Source organism: Kitasatospora sp. NPDC088783, from assembly GCF_044750705.1.
GTDB lineage: Bacteria > Actinomycetota > Actinomycetes > Streptomycetales > Streptomycetaceae > Kitasatospora > Kitasatospora fiedleri.
In genome coordinates this window covers 89,882-108,013 of sequence record NZ_JBIVKJ010000005.1, presented here as the reverse complement: position 1 = coordinate 108,013, position 18,132 = coordinate 89,882, and the positions used below count along the sequence as shown (strand labels likewise).

Genomic DNA, 18,132 nt, shown 5'->3' with positions numbered 1-18,132 from the left:
GGTCATTGTAGGAGGCAGGTGCGGATCTTCCAGCCGTTCCCCGCCAGGTACTTCTGGAACTTCCGGTTGCCGGGCAGCGAGTCGACCATGTCCTTGATCGCGGCGTCGTACTTGGTGCCGTGGACGCGGCGGATCTCGTCGATGTCCATCTTCATCGCCTCGTCGAACTTGCCCTGCTGGATCAGGCTCTTCTGGGTGGCGCGCCACTGCTCGCTGGCGGCGGAGGAGCCGGTGCTGATGAAGTCGCGGTGGTCGTCGTACTCCATCCGGATCGCCGGGCCGGTGCTCTCCTTGAGGTCGGGGGTGCCCAGGCCCAGGTAGGTGGCCTTGGCCGGGATGTGGTTGACCTCGTAGCGGGTGGTGTCGCTGCCGTCGGTCCAGTTCGCGGGCGTCAGCTTGCCGTACCAGCCGCCCCAGCCGGAGGGCTGCTTGGGGGCCAGGCCGAGCGGGTCGGTCCAGTACAGCGGGTTGGGGACGTAGCCGTGCGGGTCGGGTCCGGCCTCCTGGCCGAGCGGGTCGGTGCTCAGGTAGCGGCCGGTGGCGGGGTCGTAGTAGCGGAAGTAGTTGTACTCCAGGCCGGATTCGGCGTCGTGGTACTGGCCGGGCCGCCCGAGCGGGCAGTCGGGGGCGCCGTCGGCGGCAGGGTGCCGGAAGCGGCGCCCCCAGACGTTGGTGTCCGCGTGCCAGACGATCCGGCCGTCGGGGTGGACGAGTTCGCTCGGCGCGTCGACCAGGTCGGCGACGATCGCGTAGAACCGCTCGTCGACCGGGTCGCCGTCGGGGCCGGTGATCCGTTCGCGCTGGGCGACGGCCCGCCAGGTGCCGGGCTCCCAGTCCCAGCTGACGGTGCGGGCGGCGCCGTTGGGCAGGACGGTGCGCTGCTCGGCGAGCTGGTTGTCGTCCCAGCTGAACCAGGTCCGTTCGGCGTCGGTGCGGATCCGGCCCCCGGCGTCCAGCAGGTGTTTGGAGGTGCGCCGGCCCAGGACGTCGTAGCCGTAGGCCCAGCGGGTGCCGTCGGGGGCGTCGAGGCCGGTCAGCCGGTTCCGGTCGTCCCAGTGGTAGTGCCACTCGCGGCGCCCGCCGGAGAGGGTGCGCACGGTGCGCCGGACCAGCCGGCCGCGCTCGTCGTGGTCGAAGGCGGTGCGGCCCGCGGTGCGCAGCAGGGAGCCGGTGTAGGCGCGTTCGCCGGCGCAGCCGTCCTGCGGGCGGCGGGTGTCGTGGGCACGGGTGACGGCGCCGAGGGCGTCGTAGGCGTAGCTCTCGTGGGCGTCGTCGGCGGTGACGCGGGTGATCCGTCCGGCGGGGGTGAGGGCGTAGGTGCGGGTGCCGCGGAGGGTGTCGGTGACGGCTTCGGGGAGGCCGTCGGCGCGGTAGCGGTAGCCGCGCCGGTGCAGCGGGGCGGGGGCGCCGTCGGTGCGGGCCCAGAGGGCCTGGCCGGTCAGCCGGCCGGACGGGTCCCAGCTCTGGGTGAGGGCGGCGCCGGAGCCGAGGCGGCTGGTGGTGACCCGGCCCGCCGCGTCGCGGGTGAAGGTGAGTTCCTCCAGCAGGGTGGTGAGCGCGGCGGGGCGGTCGGCCTCGTCCCAGCTCCAGGTGGAGGTGAGGCCGGTGGGGGTGGTGCGGCCGGTGCGGCGGCCGAGCGGGTCGTAGCGGTGGTGGGTGGTGCGGCCGTCGACGTCCTCGGTCAGCACCCGGCCGACCGGGTCGTGGGTGAAGGTCACGGTGGAGCGGCCGTCGGTCAGGACGGCGAGGTGGCCGTGCTCGTCGTAGCCGAGGGTGGTGGTGGTGCCGTCGTGGTCGCGGCGCTCGACGAGCCGGCCGAGCGGGTCGTAGGCGAAGGCGGTGGTGCGCCCGTCCTGGTCGGTGGTGGCGAGGAGTTGGTCGGCGGCGTCCTTGGTGTGGCGCAGGGTGCGGCCGTTGAGGTCGCGTTCGGCCACCAGGTGTCCGGCCGGGTCGTAGTGGTACTCCCAGACCGCCTCGCCGGTGGTCACGGCGGTGAGCCGCAGCTCGGTGTCGTAGCGGAAGGTCTGGACCTCGCCGTCGGCGCGGACCTGCCGCCGCAGGCGTCCGAACGGGCCGGTCTCGAAGCGGACGACGGCTCCGGCGGCGTCGCGCTGCTCGACCGTGTTGCCCTCGGGGTCGTGGCTCCAGGTCTCGGCGGTGCCGTCCGGGTGGCGGCGCTCGGTGACCTGGCCCTCGACCCGGCGGGTGAGCCGGGTGGTGGCGCCGAGCGGGTCGGTGACGGCGGCGACCCGGCCGAACGCGTCGTACTCGACGGTCGCGGTCCGGCCGAGCGGGTCGGTGACGGCGGTGATCAGCCCGGCGGGGTCGGTGGCGATCCGGTGGGTGCGGCCGAGCGGGTCGGTCAGCGCGGTCATCCGGCCCTGGCCGTCGTAGGCGTAGCGGGTGACGGCGCCGGCCGCGTCGGTGCGGCCGAGCAGGTTCCCGGCGGCGTCGTAGTCGAAGGCTGCGGTGGTGCGGCCGTTCTCCTCCAGGGCGGCGATCCGGCGCAACCCGGTGTAGCGGACGGTGAGTTCGCTGCCGTCGGGGGCGGTCACCCGGACCGGGTCGCCGTGCTCGTCCAGCCGGAGGCGGACGGTGCGGCCGAGTTCGTCGGTGCGGGCCACCACCCGGCCGTGCTCGTCGTACTCGGTGCCGGTGGCGTGGCCGAGCGGGTCGACGACCCGCACCACCCGGTGCTGCTCGTCGTAGTGGTAGGCGGTGGCGTGGCCGAGGCTGTCGGTGGCGACGGCGACCCGGGCCCGCGGGTCGTGGTGGAACGCCGCGGCGAGGACGCCGTCCTCGCCGGTGCCGGAGACGGCCCGGCCCTCCTCGTCGTAGGTGTACGCGTAGGAGTGGCCGTTGCGGTCGATCCAGGCGGTCATCCGCCCGGCCTCGTCGTACTCGTGGACGTGGGGCAGGCCGGAGGAGTCGACCACCCCGGCGAGGTTGCCGTCCGGGTAGTACTGGAAGCCGACCACGGCGGTGCCGCGCCCGCCGTCGGTGCCGTCGAGCAGCCGCAGGCCCTCGATCCGGACGCCTCCGGGGGTGACCGTGCGGTCGACGGCGACCCGGTAGCCGCAGCTGTGGACGACCTCGCAGGGCACGCCGTCCGGGTCGAGCCGGAACGCGATCCGGTGCCCGTTGCGGTCGCTGATCGCCGAGATCGGGCGGACCTCGCCGATCCGGTACGCCCCGCCGGGGCCGGGGTCGGCGAAGTGCCGCACCAGGCCGGTGCCGGGGTCCTCGATCCGGAAGCCCCCGTCGGCGTCCCAGGTCAGCGGCCAGCGCGCCCCGGCGTCCGGCAGCACCCGGGCCCCGTGGCGCGGCGGCAGCGGGTAGTGCAGGATCTGCGCGTCGTCGCCCGCGTAGTGCACCCCGGTGGCGTCGACCTCCACCCGCTGGTCCAGCGTGGAGGACCAGCCCTGCCCGAACAGCCGGCCCCCGACGTACCCCGACGCGTACGAGCGGCGCAGCACCACCGGCAGCAGCCCGGCCAGCACCAGGTCCCGTTCGGCGGTGACGACCTGGCCCGAGACCACGTCCACCGGGTCGCCGGCGGTGTGGCAGCCGGAGTTCCCGTCCACGGACTGCCCGCGCCGCCCGCCCCGGCCCAGCGGTCCGCTCCCCCGGCCGCGCCCGCCGCCCGGGCGCGGGTGCGGGACGCCGCCCCGCCCCTCGCCGCGCATGATCCGCTCGAGGTCCTCGACGTGCCTGGCCTCGGTCTCGCGGGTGTTCCTCGCGACGGTCCTGAGGTTGTCGCCGGCCTTGCGGTAGAAGTCCTTCAGCGCCTTCCCGGCGTCCTCGGCGAGCGTCCTGCCGAGTTTCTGCGCGCCGCGCTCCAGGGCCTTGACGATCTGGTTGCTCATCCGAAGCTCACCCCGGCCTCCCCGTACGGTGCCCGTACCGCGGCAATCTAACGCGGAACTCCCGCGCCGGGGAGGGGGCTTGGGGCAACCGTGATCCGGCCGGGCAGCGCCGCCCGGCGCACCCGCCGCATCTTGACAGGGTCTTGGCAAGCCAGCAGGATTCCGGCGGATCGTCAGTAAGGTTTGCTGTCCATCGGCTCCCCCGGGTGCGCGGCCCCACCGGACCGCCCCGCCGGACAGCGCCCCGCGCCCCCGTGTCCCCGCATCCGCGCTCGCGATCCGGGCCCCCACCACGAGCGACCAAGGACTCCCATGAAGCGCCGTTCTCCCCTCCTCGCGGCGGCCACCGCCGCCGGTGTCGTCGGCACCCTGGGCCTGTTCGGCCCCGCCGCCTCCGCCGCGACCGCCACCGGCCCGATCACCGGCCTCGGCGGCAAGTGCGTCGACGTCGCCGCGGCCGCCAGCGCCAACGGCACCGCCGTCCAGCTCTACGACTGCAACGGCACCGCCGCGCAGAGCTGGACGGTGGACACCTCCGACCACACCGTCCGCGCGCTCGGCAAGTGCCTGGACGCCGCCGCGGCCGGCACCGCCAACGGCACCAGGGTGCAGCTGTACGACTGCAACGGCACCGCCGCCCAGCAGTGGACCGCCGACGGCGGCGGGCTGGTCAACACCGGCGCGGGCAAGTGCCTGGACGTCACCGACCGCTCCATCGCCAACGGCACCCCGCTGCAACTGTGGACCTGCACCGGCGGGACGAACCAGCAGTGGAACCCGCCCACCGGCTCCACCCCGCCCGCCGGCGGCCTGAACCCCGCGGTCTCCCCCGGCGGCAACTTCGACCTCTCGCGCTGGCAGCTCCAGGAGCCGGTCGGCTCCCCCGGCTCGCCCACCACCGTCTCCTCCGCCGCGCTCCAGGGCCCGAACGGCTTCCACGACGCGTACTTCTACACCGACGGCGGCGACGGCGCGATGACCTTCTGGGCCCCGGAGAAGGGCGTCACCACGCCCAACTCCAACTACGCCCGCTCCGAGCTGCGCGAGATGAACCCGAACGGCGGCGCGGCCGACTGGGCGCTGGCCGGCAGCCACCGGCTGGCCGCGACCCTGCGGGTGGTCTCGGTGACCTCCAACGTCTGCGTCGGCCAGATCCACCTCGGCTCGGGCGGCTCCTCCACCAAGCCGCTGATCGAGCTCTACTACCGGGCGAGCGGCGACATCGTGGCGGGCGTGGAGAACTCCCCCGACGGCGGGCAGACCACCCACACCGTGGGCCACGTCGCGGTGGGCACCAAGTGGAGCTACACCATCGCCGTCTCCGGCGGCAACACCATCGACCTGACGGTCAACGGCAGCACCACCCACTACCCGATCCCGTCCTCCTTCAACGCCTACCACCAGTACTTCAAGGCCGGCTCCTACAACCAGTCCTCCTCGGACAGCACCACCAAGGGCGCCCGGGTCGCCTTCTACGCCCTCGCGGTCAACCACGGCTGACCCGCCCCCGCACGACCGCTCCCCCGCACCACCGTCGCCCCGCCCACCCGGCGGGGCGACGGCGTTCCCGGCGCTCCCGGCGCCCTCCCGCCGCCGTTCCCCCGCGCCCTCCCGCCGCCGTTCCCCCGCACCCTCCCGCCGCCGTTCCCCCGCGCCCTCCTGCGGCCGTTGTGCGCCGTTGCGCGCCGTTCCGCGCATCCCGACTGCGCGTTCTGCGCGAAGATGTTCGAAACTGCGCCTCATCGAGCACTTGACGTCACGTCAGCCTGCTGCTGCGATGTACACCGGTCAAACCCGGCCCACCGGCGAACCGGCGGAGCTCCCCACCCCGCTCCGCTCGGCGGGGCCTGACGCCCCGTCCGGTCGACAGCACAGCGCAGCGTCCCGCAGGTCCGCCCGGCCGCCTCGCGCCGGGTCCGGGGCCCCGCGGTCACCCTCCACCGCCCCCGATCACCACCGAGGAGGCATCCACCGATGCGTTCCGTCCCGCGCCCCCCGCTGCCCAGGCCCGGCAGCGGAGGGCGCCGCTCCCTCGTGCTCTCCGTCGTCCTGCTGACCGTCGCGGCCCTGTTCGCGGCCCTCGGCCCCGCCCCGGCCGCCCACGCCGCCACCGCCGGGAACGCCACCGCCGTCACCCGCTCGGGCAACACCTTCACCGTCACCACCTCCGGCAGTGCGGTCGCCCGGGTCCAGCTGGCCCGCGCCGACATCTTCCGGATCTGGCTCAGCCCGAACGGCGCGTTCACCGACGACCCGGCCGGCACCGACCTGGCCACCACCACCGCCTTCGGCGCCGTCACCGCCACCCTCACCGACGCCGGGAGCTACTGGCGGATCGGCACCTCCGCGATCTCGCTGCGCATCACCAAGGCGCCGCTCACCTTCGCGCTCTACCGCGCCGACAACGCCACCCTGCTCTGGGCCGAGTCCCAGCCGACCAGTTGGACCACCGGCCAGACCACCCAGTACCTGAGCCGCGGCGCCGACGAGCAGTTCTACGGCACCGGCCTGCACCTGGGCGACTGGGCGCTGCGCGACCGGACCGTCCCGGTCGCCGTGACCAACTCCTGGACCGAGAACAGCAACGCCAGCCCGGCCCCGTTCTACATGTCCACCAACGGCTACGGGGTGATGCGCAACACCTGGGCCCCGGGCAGCTACGACTTCGGCGCGCCGACCCGGCTCACCCACAACGAACAGCGCTTCGACGCCTGGTACTTCGCCGGGAACTCGCTCAAGGACGTCCTGAACGCCTACACCGACGTCACCGGCAAGCCCTTCCTCGCCCCGATCTGGGGCCTCGAACTCGGCAACGCCGACTGCTTCAACGCCTCCAACCCCGCCTACAGCGGCGACCACGACCGGCTGCGCCACCAGACCACCCCCGACGCGGTCGGCTACGCCACCGACGCCCGCGCCGCCGACATGCCCTCCGGCTGGTTCCTGCCCAACGACGGCTACGGGTGCGGCTACACCGACCTGCCCGGCACCGTCTCCGGCCTGGCCGCCCGGGGCGTCCACACCGGCCTGTGGACCTCCACCGGCCTGAACAACATCAACTGGGAGGTGGGGACGGCCGGTTCGCGCGCCGTCAAGACCGACGTGGCCTGGATCGGAGGCGGCTACAAGACCGCCTTCACCGGCGTCAACCAGGCCGTCGCGGGCATCGAGAACAACTCCGACGCCCGCCGCTTCGTCTGGACCGTCGACGGCTGGGCCGGCACCCAGCGCAACGCCGTGGTCTGGACCGGCGACACCTCCGGCACCTGGGACGCCATGCGCTGGCACGTCCCGTCCATCGCGGGCGCCGGCCTGTCCGGCCTCAACTACGCCTCCGGGGACGTGGACGGCATCTTCGCCGGCAGCCCCGAGACGTACGTCCGCGACCTCCAGTGGAAGGCGTTCACCCCGGCGTTCATGACGATGTCGGGCTGGGGCGCGACCAACCCGTCGGCCGGCTACAACGACAAGCAGCCCTGGCGGTACGCCGACCCGTACCTGTCGATCAACCGCACGTACCTGCAGCTCAAGATGCGGCTGATGCCGTACCTGTACACCATGAGCCGGACGGCCACCGACACCGGCGTGCCCTCCACCCGCGCCATGGTGCTGGAGTACCCCGACGACCCGGTGGCGCGCGACAACCGGACCAGCGGCCAGTTCATGGCCGGCGACTCCTTCCTGGTCGCCCCCGTGGTCAGCGACACCAGCGTCCGCGACGGCATCTACCTGCCGGCCGGCAGCTGGACCGACTACTGGACCGGCAAGGTCTACACCGGCCCCGGCTGGCTGAACGGCTACAGCGCCCCGCTCGACACACTGCCGCTGTTCGTCAAGTCCGGTGCGGCGGTGCCGATGTGGCCGCAGATGAACTACACCGGCGAGAAGCCCGTCTCCACCCTCACCTACGACGTCTACCCGCGCGGCACCTCCTCCTTCACCCTGTACGAGGACGACGGCACCACCCGCGCCTACCGGAACGGCGCCTCCTCCCGGCAGCGGGTCGACGTCACCGCGCCGAACTCCGGCACCGGCGACGTCACCCTCGCGGTCGGCGCGGCGAACGGCAGCTACACCGGGCAACTCGCCAGCCGCGCCTACGAGTTCACCGTGCACGCGGCCGGCGCGCCGAGCGGCGTCTCGGTCGGCGGGACGGCGCTGCCGAAGCTGAGCGGCAAGGCCGCCTACCAGTCCGCCGCCACCGGCTGGTACTTCGACCCCGCCGACCGCTCCGGCACCCTGTGGGTCAAGGCCGGCGACCACGCCGTCACCGGCGCGTTCACCGTCACCGCCAAGGGCCTGACCCTGCCCACCGGCACCCCGGTCGGCGGCAGCGGCCCGATCCCGCAGGCCGGTTGGAAGGTGGTCTCGGCCGACAGCCAGGAGACCGCCAACGAGAACGGCGCCGCCGCCCACGCGATCGACGGCAGCTCCGCCACCCTCTGGCACACCCAGTGGTCCGGCACCCCCGCCCCGCTCCCGCACGAGATCCGGATCGACCTCGGCGCCCGCTACTCCGTCGACGGCCTCGGCTACCTGCCCCGGCAGGACGGCGGCGTCAACGGCCGGATCGGCTCCTACGAGGTCTACGTCTCCGACAGCACCACCTCCTGGGGCACACCCGTCGCCACCGGGAGCTTCGCCGACACCGCCGCCCTCAAGTCGGTGAAGTTCACCGCGAAGAGCGGCCGCTACCTGCGGCTGCGCGCCCTGACCGAGGCCGGCAACCGCGGGCCGTGGACCAGCGCCGCGGAGATCACCGCCACCGGCAGCCCGGCCCCGTAGGGCCCGGGCCCGCGCCACCACGCACGCGCCTGCGCCCGCCGGTCCCCCGGCGGGCGCAGGCGGCCTGACGCGGCACTAGTTGACGACGGGGAGGTTGTTGAGCTGGAGGAGGTTCCAGCTCTGGTTGCCGGTGTTCCACGCGTCGTCGGCGGTGATGCAGTCCCACTGCTGGAGGACGGCCTGCTGGGCGGGCGTGCCGGACGGCGCGGCGGCGTCCAGGCACCGGCCGGTGGCCCGGTTCTTCAGGAGCATGGTGGTGGGGAAGCAGGTACAGGTGTGCCCGACCCAGGCGGTGGTCCACTCGGCCGGGGCGTAGCCCGCGTCGCAGTACGGGTACTGGAGGACGGGGGTGCCGTTCGCGTAGGTCCCCGAGCGCCAGTCGAGCATGAGGCACTGGCCGGAGTGCCGGGCCTTGATCCGGAAGTAGCCGTTCCCGCTGTCGAGCAGCTCGTACTCCTGGGAGGCGCTGGTGTTGTCCGGCCACAGGAAGACGCCGGTGTACGGGGCGGCCGAGGCCCACATGACGTCGGCCCGCAGCCCGGTCCGGGCGTTGACCAGCTCGTAGCGGGTGGGTTCGTCCGCCTGGGCGGGGGTGGGGGCGAGCGCCGCGAAGAGCACGCAGGCGAGGGCCGCCGCCAGCGCGGCGGGGGTGAACCGGGCACGCCCGGTCCGGCCCTGGCTGTCCGAGCGGCCCGGGCGGTCGGGCCGTCGGGGAAGGGGTGTCCGCATGGTGGTCTCCTCCGTGGGGGTGCGGCCGTGGGGGGCGACCGCGGGTTCCGGGTGGTCGGCGGCCGGGGCGTCCCACCCTGGCGCGGTGGCCTGTGCACCGACCTTGCGGCCGCCTTGCGGGGCAGCCAGCATGGGCAGCCGGGCGCTTCGCGCGCGCCGCCGATCACGCGTTGATCACCTGGGGGGTACATGTGGACTTCCGGCTGCTGGGCGAGATCGAGGTGCGGTCGGCGGGCGGGCCGCTCGACGTGGGGACGCCGCGGCAGCAGGTGGTCCTGGCGGCGCTGCTGGTCGACGCCCGCCGGCCGATCGCGATCGAGACGCTCGTCGACCGGGTCTGGGGTCACCGTCCGCCCGCCCACCCCCGGCCGGTGCTGTACGCGCACCTGAGCCGGATCCGGGGGCTGCTGCGGCAGACCGCCGTTCCGGGCGGCGGGACGGCGGCCCGGCTGGAGCGCCGGCACGCGGGCTACGTGCTGGACGTCGACCCCGAACTGGTGGACCTGCACCGATTCCGCCGGCTGGTCGAGCAGGGCGCCGACCGGCAGCACGACGACGAGGCCGGGGCCGCGGAGCTCGCCGAGGCCCTGGGCCTGTGGCGGGGGGAGCCGCTGGCCGGTCTCGCGGGCGAGTGGGCCGCGCAGGTCCGGGCGAGCTGGCACCGGCGGCGGCTGGACGCGGCGGTGCGCTGGGCGCGGACGGAGTTCCGGCTCGGCCGCCCCGGCGCGGTGATCTCCGCGGTCCCCGACCTCACCGCCGAGTACCCGCTGGCCGAACCGCTGGAGCACGTGCTGATCCAGGCCCTGCACGCGGCCGGACGCAGCGCGGAGGCGCTGGACCGCTACGGCACCGTCCGGCGCCGCCTGGCCGAGGAGTTGGGCGCCGCCCCCGGCGCGGAACTCCAGTCGCTCTACCGCGCCGTCCTGACCGGCGACCGCCCCCCGCCGACGGCCCGGCCACCGCGCCCGGACGAGCCCGGCCGGGGCTCCCCCGCCCGCCGGAGCGGCCCGGAGCGGCCCGCCGCGGACCGGACGGACGGCGGGGCCCGCCCGAGGCTCGTCCCGTAGCCGCCGCGCGGGACCGGGCCGGACCGGGACCGGTCTCAGGGCGTCCGGGCGGCGGGCCGCAGGCCGTCCATCAGCAGGTCCAGCAGGCGGGCGGCCAGGTCTTCCCGCTCGGGGCGGGGGGCGACGGTGAAGATGCCGATGAGGGCGGCGGCGATGTCCTCGGCCGCGACGTCGGAGCGCAGGTCGCCCGCCGCGCGGCCCGCGTCGAGGATCGTGGTGATGGCCGTCAGCAGCTCGGCCCGAGTCCCGGTGTGGGCGATCCGACCCGATTCGATCATCGCCCGCAGGGTGTCGAGCATGCCGTTCTTGGCGGCCGTCCAGTCCCCGAACAGGTCCATCCAGCACCGCATCGACGCCGCAGGGGGCAGTCGGCCGAGCAGCTCGCGGGCGCCGCCGGTCAGCCGCTCGACCTGGTCCTGGTAGACCGCGTCGACCAGCGACTCGCGGGTCGGGAAGTGGCGGTAGAGCGTGGCGATGCCGACCCCGGCCTCCCGGGCGATGGCGCGCATCGGGGGCTCCTCGTCGGCCGACATGAACACCCGGGTCGCCGCCGCGAGCAGTTGGTCGCGGTTGCGGGCCGCGTCCGCCCGCGGCGGGCGGGTCTCCGCCCCGGAAGAAACGGAACGCGCTCCGTTTCTGTTACGGTCACTCATGTAAACGGAGCATAGTCCGTTTCGATCCTCCCTCCACCGGCGACCTTCACCATCGAGGAGACGGCGCACATGGCGCACATGCAGACACAGACCGACCGAGCACCCGCGACCGGCGGCCGGGCCGTACGGATGGACTCCTTCGGCGGCCCCGAGCACCTGCACGTCCGGGAGGTCCCGGCGCCGCAGGCCGGGCCGGGGCAGGTCCGGGTGCGGGTCACCGCGGCCGGACTGAACCCGATGGACTGGTTCATGACCTCCGACGCGGACACCGCCGCCCGCTTCGGCCTGACCCTCCCGGTCGGGTTCGGCACCGACTACGCGGGCGTCGTCGACCAGGTCGGCGAGGGCGTCAGCGGTTTCGCCCCCGGCGACCGGGTGTTCGGGGGCGCCCTGTCCCGGGCGGTCGCCGACTTCGTGCTGGTCACCCCGTCCGGGGAGACCGCGGCGGACGAGGCCCACCGCACCCCCGACGGCGTCGACGACCGCACCGCCGCCACCCTCACCATCGCGGGCCGCACGGCGTCCGCCGCCCTCGCCGCGATCGCCCCCGGCCCGGACGACACCGTCCTGATCGGCGGCGCCGGCGGCGGGGTCGGCGTGTTCGCCGTCCAACTGGCCCGCCTCGCCGGGGCGCGCGTGATCGGGACGGGGTCCGCGGCGTCGGCCGACCACCTGCGCGGCCTCGGGGCCGAGCCGGTCACCTACGGCGACGGCCTGGCCGAACGGGTCCGCGCCCTCGCCCCCGGCGGCGTCACCGCCGCGCTCGACCTGCACGGGACCGACACGGTGGACGTGGCGCGGGAACTCGGCGTCCCGGACGGCCGGATCTGCACCATCGCCGCGCAGGTCGACGGCGTGACGGCCGCCAACGGCGCGAACGCCGCCCCCGGCGCCCTGGAGGAGATCGCCCGCCTGGTCGCGGCGGGCAGGCTGCGGGTGCCCGTCGCGGCGACCTTCCCGATCGACCGGGTCCGGGCCGCGGTCGAGCTCCAGGCCGACCGGCACGTCCGGGGCAAGGTCGTCATCGACCTCTGAGCCCGACCGCGCGGAGCACGGGACCGGCTCCGGCACCGACCGCGCCGGTCACCGCACGGAGGTCCGCAGCACCCCGGGCAGCCACCGACCGGCGCGCAGCGCCAGGACCGCCCGCAGCGGCGGTGGGACGGCGGGCGACCGGGCGCCCCGGCGCGCGACGGTGCCGGTCGGGAGCAGTTCCCGGCGGCGTTCGGCGAGGCAGTGTCGGAGGCCGGTGCGCCAGGCGCCGGAGACCGGGCACGGCGGCCGTCGTCCGGAGTGTCGACCGCCCGGGCGGCGCGCAGCAGCGCGAGGAGGACCCGGCGGCCGGCTGCGGGCCCCGTCCTACCGCCAGGATCACCACCGGACGGACCAACCGCGCCGTCCCGTCGACCGAACGGCGGTACGACACGTCCCCGCCCCCGGCAGCGGACGCGCGGCCGGCCACACGTACGGGCGGCGGGGCGTGCGCGCGGCGCGGGGCGGTGCCGCCTGCGCCCTGCCCGGGGCCTCGTGCGGCCGGTACGCTCGCTGCCGCGTCCGCGCCCCGGCCGAGAGGAAACCCCGTGTCGTTTACCGTCACCCGGCAGAACAGTCCGCTGGGCCCCCAGCTGACCTGCTACGGCGAACTCGACCTGCACACCGTGCCCCGGCTGCGGGCCGCCCTCGCCTCCGCCCAGTTCGACGCGCCCGCCCTGGTCACCGTCGACCTCGCCGCGGTCACCTTCATGGACTCCGCAGGCCTGAACCTGCTCTTCGACGCCCGCCGGACCGCCCGGCACACCGGTGCCGTCCTGCAACTGGCCCGCCCCTCGGCCAACGTGATGCGGCTGCTGGAGGTGGTCGGCGCCGACCGGGTCTTCGACCTCCAGCCGCAGGAGCCGCCCGCCCCCGCCTGAGCGGCCCGGCCGAGCCCGTCCCGGGCCGCGCGGGGCGTCGGGTTGGCGTCAGCGTCAGCCGGTGCAGGCGTCAGCCGGTGTCGGCGTCAGCGTCCGTCGGCGTCGGCGTCGGCGTCGGCGTCGGCGTCGGCGTCGGGAGCGTCGGTGCCGGTGCGCTCGGCGGCGTCGGCGGTCGCGTCGTAGCCCTCCTGCGGGCCGTGGACGTCCGGGTCGTGCTCCCGGGCGGGCCGGACGTCGGCGGCCCGGTCGCCGTAGCGGCGGTCGCCCTCGGCGTCCGGGCGGCCCCGCCCGTCCGGTGCGGGTTCGCGGTGTGCGGTCATCGGCGTCTCCCCGGGTCGGGTGCTTCGGGTCGGGTGCTTCGCCCTCGCGGCTACCCGGCCGGTCCGCGCGCAATCCGTCCGGGGCCGCCGGACGGACCCTCAGGAACCGGCCGGTGCCGTGGCCGCGCGCCGGACCACCGGGAGGGCCGCCTTCGCGTGGTCGGCCATCCGGTCGAAGATCTCCGTGTGCTGCCGGTCGGTGAACGGGGTGGTGCCGAGGGCGGTCACCTGCACGGTGAGGATCAGGTTGCTCTGCCGCACCACCAGCACGAAGGTGCCGGCCGTCCCGATGGACTCCTTGTTGAGGTAGCGGAACGCCTCGGTCCCCACGCCCGGCACGGGGGTGGTGGCCGCGTCCTTCGCGAGCTGGTCGCGGGCCACGGTCCGCTCGGCCGGGAACTGGGACTTCGCGGTGTCGACGTCGCGCCAGAACGCCAACTGGGTCTCGACCGTGCCCTGGGGCTTCGAGAGGTCGGCCGTGCCGTTCGCCTGGTGGGCGACGTCCTGCCGGCAGTCGACCGTCTTCTCCCGGTCCGTGCCGGAGACCGTGTCGCCGAGGGTGTCCGTGCCGGTCGGCGTTCCCAGGGTGTCGGAGAAGGAGCCGTAGCCGAGGAGTCCGCAGGTGGCGGTGAGCCCCGCGGGGACGGCGAACGCGCCGGGCCCGGCGGAGTCGGCGATGTCGGCCGACCCGGTGCGTTCCGTGCTGCTGCCGCACGCGACGGCGGTGCCCGCGAGGAGCAGGGCCGCTGTCGCCCTGCCGAGGTGACGCTTCGTCATGGCGTCAGCGTAACGGCGGGCGCAGACGGCGGCGGGAAGATCCTCGAGACCGTCCCCGGTCCGGCCGCCACGGGCAGAAACGTCCCGCCGGAACGGCCCCTCCCGCGGTCGGGGCGGGTGGCGGCGCGGCGGAGGTCACGCGCTCCATCCGGGCGACACCGGGAGGTCACGGGTGCTCCCCCGGCCAAGCGAAATCCCGCCTCCAGGCGGCGCAGCACGGCGGTGGCGGCGGGTCGGCGGCGGTGGGGCGTCGCCTTGCATGTGCGGCATGTCAACACTTCGACACGGGCGTCACCGCACGCTCCGGTCCGACTTTCCGCTGCCCCGGGGGCGGCAGACCCGGCCCCGCCCGGAGCGGGCTCCGTCCCGGGCGCCGGGGGCGGGACGGCTGCTGCCCTGGGTGCGGCAGACCTGCGCCCCCCGGCGGCGGCCCGCCGTCTCGCCGGCGGCCTGGCGCGCGCTGTCGGCGGTGACCGCCCCGGCCGGGCTGGGCCTGTGGGCCGGACGGCCCGCCGAGGGGGTGATGGTGGCCATGGGCGCGCTCTCGGCGGTGCTGACCGATGTGGCCGCCGCCTACCGGCACCGGGCGATCACCATGCTGTTTCCCCAACTGCTGGGCGTGGTGGGGGCGTTCGCCGCGCTGACGGCCGCGGGGCGGGCGGGTGAGCCGTACCTGCTGCCCGCGCTGGGGGTGGCGGCGGGGGTGCTCGCCCGGCTGGGCCCGGAGGGTTCGCTCGGCGCGATGGTCCTGCTGATGGACGCCGCGGTGGCCCGGGACCTGCCGCTGCCGGGGCCGCTCTGGCTGCCGCCCGCGCTGATGCTGCTGGGCGGCCTGTCGGTGGTCGTGCTGGCGCTGGCCGGGCGCCCGTTCTTCCGGGGCCGAGCCGAACGGGCGCTGCTGGCCCGGTGCCTGGCGGGCTGCGCGGCGGTGCTGGAGCCGGACGCGGCGGGCCCGGCCGGGACGGCGCGGCGGCGCGCGCTGCACGACGCGCTGGAGCAGGCCCGGCACACCGGCGCGGTCGGCGGCGGCGCGCTGCTGGCCCGGCACCTGCCGGGTCTGCTGGCCCTCGCCGAGACGGCCTCCTCGGCCGGGGCCCGGGGGCTGGCCGCCGGTCCGGCGCTGCGCGGGCGGCTGCGCGCCGAGGCCGAGCGGGTCGCGGCGGGCCGCCCGGCGTCGGACGGGGCGTGGCCGCCGGCCTGCGGCCCGCTGGAGGCGCGGCTGCTGCGGGCGGCCCGGTCCGCGGTGACGCCGGGGCCGGTCGGGTCCGCCGGCGGGCGGGCCCGCCGGCACCCGGGCCGTCGGCGGTCGGCGGCCCGGGCGGTGCTGGCGGACCCGCAGTCCTGGCTGTGCGGCCTGCGGGTGGGCCTGGCGCTGCTGCTGGCGGGCGCGGCGGCGGCGTACTGGGAACTGCCGCACCCGTACTGGGCGGTGCTGAACGTGGTCTTCGTCTGCCGTCCGGACGTCGGCCCGGTCACCGGGCGTGCGCTGGAACGGTTCTGCGGTACCGCGCTGGGCCTGCTGGGCAGCGGGCTGGTGCTGGCCTGCGCCGGGCCGGACGGGGCGCTGCTGGCGGTGCTGGCGCTGGCGGCGGGCCTGGTCCCGGCGCTGTCCGGCACCGGCTACCTGTACCAGGCGGCGGCGCTGGCCACGGTGGTGCTGATGGTCACCCAGATCGCGGGCGACCCGGGCCTGCCGCTGCTGCTGCCCAACCTGGCGTGCTGCGCGATCGGCTGCCTGGCCGCGGTGCTCGCCTGCGAGCTGCTCGGCCCGCACCGCCACCGGCAGCTCGCGGTGGCCCGCCGGCTGGCCGCCGCCGTCGAGCAGACCGCCCTCGCGCTGGCCCCGCCCCGCCCCCGCGGCGGTGGCGCCCCGCACCTGCAACTCGCCTCGGCCCGGGCCGAGTTCGAACGGGCCCGGCGCGAGCCGCCGTGGCGGCAGGCGGCGACCGCCCGCTGGGCCGCGCTGATCGACGAGGTGGAGCGGACGGTGGACACCGCGTTGGCCCCCGCCGTCCCGGCCGACCACCACCACTTCGACGCCACCCGCCACCACCTGCACCGCCTGGCCGCCGACCTGCACCGCCTCGCGGCCCGCCCTTGAGCACGGCCGAGCACCGCCGACCGGCACCGACCGGCACCGACCGACCGGCCGGGGGGCCGCTCCCGGCCGCCTCTGCCCGCAGCGAATCTGCGGCGGGCAGAGCGGCGTCCGCCGGGGGCCCGCGGCGGGCAACAGTGGAGTCACCGACCCTCCGTCACCACCGGGAGACCCGATGACTCCACTCCGTGCCCTCCGCCCCCGGGCGGAGGAGGGCGACACCCCGCCCAACCCGTTCGACGACCACCTGGCGGCGCTGCTGCTGGCCCGCCGGATCGTCCTGCTCGGCACCCAGGTCGACGACGTGTCGGCGAACCGGGTCTGCGCGCAGCTGCTGCTGCTCTCGGCCGAGGACCCGCGCGCCGACATCAGCCTGTACATCAACAGCCCGGGCGGCTCGGTCACGGCGGGGCTGGCGATCTACGACACCATGCGGCTGATCCCGAACGACGTCTCCACCCTGGCGATGGGGTTCGCCGCCAGCATGGGGCAGTTCCTGCTGACGGTGGGCGCGGCCGGCAAGCGGTTCGCGCTGCCCAACGCGCGGATCATGATGCACCAGCCCTCGGCGGGCATCGGCGGCACCGCGTCCGACATCGCGATCCAGGCGGAGAACCTGGAGTACACCAAGCAGGCCATCGAGCGGATCACCGCCGAGCACACCGGGCAGAGCCCGGAGACCATCGCCCGGGACGGCGACCGGGACCGCTGGTTCACGGCCGAACAGGCCCGCGAGTACGGGATGGTGGACCAGGTGCTGGAGTCGCTCGCCGACATCGGCACGGCCGCGTCCCGTCGACGGGCGGGGCTGTGACATGGCCTCCTACCCGATTCCCTACGTGATCGAGCGGACCGCCCAGGGCGAGCGCTCCTACGACGTGTTCAGCCGGCTGCTCAGCGAGCGGATCGTCTTCCTCGGCACCGAGATCGACGACGGCGTGGCCAACGTGGTGATCGCCCAGCTGCTGCACCTGGAGGCCGCCGGCCCCGAGCAGGAGATCGCCCTCTACCTCAACTCGCCCGGCGGGTCGTTCACTTCACTGATGGCGATCTACGACGCGATGACGTTCGTGCAGTGCCCGATCGCCACCTACTGCGTCGGCCAGGCCGCCTCCACCGCGGCCGTGCTGCTGGCCGGCGGCGACCCGGGGCGGCGCTTCGTCCTCCAGCACGCCCGGGTGCTGCTCGGCCAGCCCGCCAGCGGCGGACAGCGCGGCACCGTCTCCGACCTGAGCCTGGCCGCCAAGGAGGTGCTGCGGATCCGCACCCAGGTCGAGGAGGTGCTCTCCCGGCACACCCGTCACCCGGTGGCCGCGCTGCGCGCCGACATGGACCGCGACAAGGTGTTCAGCGCGCAGGAGGCCGTCGCGTACGGCCTGGCCGACCGGGTGCTGAGCAGCCGCGTCCCCGCCTCCTGAGGCGGTACGCGCCCGTACGCCCGGGCCCGGAAGCGGTGGGGGAACCGCTTCCGGGCCCGGGCGTACGGCGTACGACCCTGCGGCCGCTCGGGCGGCTTCCCGCCGCTCAGGCCGCCAGGCAGAGCCCGCCGTAGCGGCCCGCGGCCGCGGCCGCGGTGGCGGTCCGGCCCCGGGCGGCGGTGCCGTGCAGCGCGACCAGGTCCCGCTGGACCAGCGAGAGGACGTCCCCGAGCCCCAGGCCGAGCGCCCGGGCGGCGGCGGCGAGCACCTCGGAGGAGGCTTCCTTCCGGCCGCGTTCCAGCTCCGACAGGTACGGCACCGAGATCCGGGCCGCCTCCGCGACGTCCTTCAACGTCCGCCCCTGGGTGAGCCGTTCGCGTCGCAGCACGCCGCCCACCACGTCCCGCAGCAGCGGCTCCCTGCGCTCCGGCGCCTGCGGCGGGCGCAGCGGTACGACGCGGGCCTGGGTGTCCGACGCATGAGTTCTCATCCCCCAAGCCTAGGCA

General features: G+C 75.6%; 14 protein-coding genes. 8 read left to right on the top strand and 6 right to left on the bottom strand.

The window, feature by feature from the left end; all coding sequences use genetic code 11:
- Nucleotides 1-2: 2 nt before the first annotated feature.
- On the bottom strand, nucleotides 3-3,866 hold the full coding sequence (locus ACIP60_RS16330; protein WP_400684449.1) for a DUF6531 domain-containing protein: 3,864 nt from the start codon (nucleotides 3,864-3,866) through the stop codon (nucleotides 3-5).
- A gap of 312 nt (nucleotides 3,867-4,178) precedes the next feature.
- On the opposite strand from ACIP60_RS16330, the gene ACIP60_RS16325 reads away from it, so the two are divergent.
- Nucleotides 4,179-5,366: a polysaccharide lyase family 7 protein gene (locus tag ACIP60_RS16325; RefSeq protein ID WP_400684447.1), complete on the top strand. Its 1,188-nt coding sequence runs from the start codon at nucleotides 4,179-4,181 to the stop codon at nucleotides 5,364-5,366.
- Nucleotides 5,367-5,840: 474 nt separating this feature from the next.
- Nucleotides 5,841-8,651, top strand: coding sequence for a TIM-barrel domain-containing protein (locus tag ACIP60_RS16320; protein WP_400684444.1), 2,811 nt, complete (start codon nucleotides 5,841-5,843; stop codon nucleotides 8,649-8,651).
- A 75-nt stretch (nucleotides 8,652-8,726) separates the two neighbouring features.
- Here ACIP60_RS16320 and ACIP60_RS16315 read toward each other — a convergent pair whose 3' ends face one another.
- Nucleotides 8,727-9,380 (bottom strand): RICIN domain-containing protein, encoded by a 654-nt coding sequence (locus tag ACIP60_RS16315; protein ID WP_400684441.1) that lies wholly within the window; start codon nucleotides 9,378-9,380, stop codon nucleotides 8,727-8,729.
- A 170-nt stretch (nucleotides 9,381-9,550) separates the two neighbouring features.
- Between ACIP60_RS16315 and ACIP60_RS16310 the strand changes: the two genes are divergently transcribed.
- Nucleotides 9,551-10,447 (top strand): BTAD domain-containing putative transcriptional regulator, encoded by an 897-nt coding sequence (locus ACIP60_RS16310; protein WP_400684438.1) that lies wholly within the window; start codon nucleotides 9,551-9,553, stop codon nucleotides 10,445-10,447.
- Nucleotides 10,448-10,482: 35 nt separating this feature from the next.
- Here ACIP60_RS16310 and ACIP60_RS16305 read toward each other — a convergent pair whose 3' ends face one another.
- The gene (locus ACIP60_RS16305; RefSeq protein WP_400684435.1) at nucleotides 10,483-11,100 is read right to left on the bottom strand and encodes a TetR/AcrR family transcriptional regulator; all 618 of its coding nucleotides are present in this window, start codon (nucleotides 11,098-11,100) and stop codon (nucleotides 10,483-10,485) included.
- A gap of 78 nt (nucleotides 11,101-11,178) precedes the next feature.
- Between ACIP60_RS16305 and ACIP60_RS16300 the strand changes: the two genes are divergently transcribed.
- Complete coding sequence (locus tag ACIP60_RS16300; protein WP_400685360.1) at nucleotides 11,179-12,135, top strand: NADP-dependent oxidoreductase; 957 nt, start codon at nucleotides 11,179-11,181, stop codon at nucleotides 12,133-12,135.
- Nucleotides 12,136-12,680: 545 nt separating this feature from the next.
- Entirely contained in the window at nucleotides 12,681-13,013 is a 333-nt protein-coding gene (locus ACIP60_RS16295) for an STAS domain-containing protein (protein ID WP_400684432.1), read from the top strand.
- 86 nt (nucleotides 13,014-13,099) lie between these two features.
- Here the strand turns inward: ACIP60_RS16295 and ACIP60_RS16290 are convergent, their stop codons facing one another.
- Nucleotides 13,100-13,333: a hypothetical protein gene (locus tag ACIP60_RS16290; RefSeq protein WP_400684429.1), complete on the bottom strand. Its 234-nt coding sequence runs from the start codon at nucleotides 13,331-13,333 to the stop codon at nucleotides 13,100-13,102.
- 99 nt (nucleotides 13,334-13,432) lie between these two features.
- Nucleotides 13,433-14,110: a hypothetical protein gene (locus ACIP60_RS16285; RefSeq protein WP_400684426.1), complete on the bottom strand. Its 678-nt coding sequence runs from the start codon at nucleotides 14,108-14,110 to the stop codon at nucleotides 13,433-13,435.
- Nucleotides 14,111-14,510: 400 nt separating this feature from the next.
- Between ACIP60_RS16285 and ACIP60_RS16280 the strand changes: the two genes are divergently transcribed.
- From ACIP60_RS16280 to ACIP60_RS16270, 3 genes are all read left to right on the top strand, one after another.
- Nucleotides 14,511-16,211 (top strand): FUSC family protein, encoded by a 1,701-nt coding sequence (locus ACIP60_RS16280; protein WP_400684423.1) that lies wholly within the window; start codon nucleotides 14,511-14,513, stop codon nucleotides 16,209-16,211.
- A 172-nt stretch (nucleotides 16,212-16,383) separates the two neighbouring features.
- Nucleotides 16,384-17,022: a ClpP family protease gene (locus ACIP60_RS16275; protein ID WP_400684420.1), complete on the top strand. Its 639-nt coding sequence runs from the start codon at nucleotides 16,384-16,386 to the stop codon at nucleotides 17,020-17,022.
- 1 nt (nucleotide 17,023) lies between these two features.
- Entirely contained in the window at nucleotides 17,024-17,626 is a 603-nt protein-coding gene (locus ACIP60_RS16270; RefSeq protein WP_400684418.1) for a ClpP family protease, read from the top strand.
- Between the two features lie 106 nt (nucleotides 17,627-17,732).
- Here the strand turns inward: ACIP60_RS16270 and ACIP60_RS16265 are convergent, their stop codons facing one another.
- Nucleotides 17,733-18,116: a helix-turn-helix domain-containing protein gene (locus tag ACIP60_RS16265; RefSeq protein WP_400684415.1), complete on the bottom strand. Its 384-nt coding sequence runs from the start codon at nucleotides 18,114-18,116 to the stop codon at nucleotides 17,733-17,735.
- Nucleotides 18,117-18,132: the final 16 nt, after the last annotated feature.

Coding starts and splice junctions, on each gene's coding strand:
- ACIP60_RS16300 (WP_400685360.1), top strand. CDS start 11,179: ATGCAGACACAGACCGACCGAGCACCCGCGACCGGCGGCCGGGCCGTA.
- ACIP60_RS16305 (WP_400684435.1), bottom strand. CDS start 11,100: ATGAGTGACCGTAACAGAAACGGAGCGCGTTCCGTTTCTTCCGGGGCG.
- ACIP60_RS16270 (WP_400684418.1), top strand. CDS start 17,024: ATGGCCTCCTACCCGATTCCCTACGTGATCGAGCGGACCGCCCAGGGC.
- ACIP60_RS16330 (WP_400684449.1), bottom strand. CDS start 3,866: ATGAGCAACCAGATCGTCAAGGCCCTGGAGCGCGGCGCGCAGAAACTC.
- ACIP60_RS16285 (WP_400684426.1), bottom strand. CDS start 14,110: ATGACGAAGCGTCACCTCGGCAGGGCGACAGCGGCCCTGCTCCTCGCG.
- ACIP60_RS16275 (WP_400684420.1), top strand. CDS start 16,384: ATGACTCCACTCCGTGCCCTCCGCCCCCGGGCGGAGGAGGGCGACACC.
- ACIP60_RS16320 (WP_400684444.1), top strand. CDS start 5,841: ATGCGTTCCGTCCCGCGCCCCCCGCTGCCCAGGCCCGGCAGCGGAGGG.
- ACIP60_RS16290 (WP_400684429.1), bottom strand. CDS start 13,333: ATGACCGCACACCGCGAACCCGCACCGGACGGGCGGGGCCGCCCGGAC.
- ACIP60_RS16315 (WP_400684441.1), bottom strand. CDS start 9,380: ATGCGGACACCCCTTCCCCGACGGCCCGACCGCCCGGGCCGCTCGGAC.
- ACIP60_RS16265 (WP_400684415.1), bottom strand. CDS start 18,116: ATGAGAACTCATGCGTCGGACACCCAGGCCCGCGTCGTACCGCTGCGC.
- ACIP60_RS16325 (WP_400684447.1), top strand. CDS start 4,179: ATGAAGCGCCGTTCTCCCCTCCTCGCGGCGGCCACCGCCGCCGGTGTC.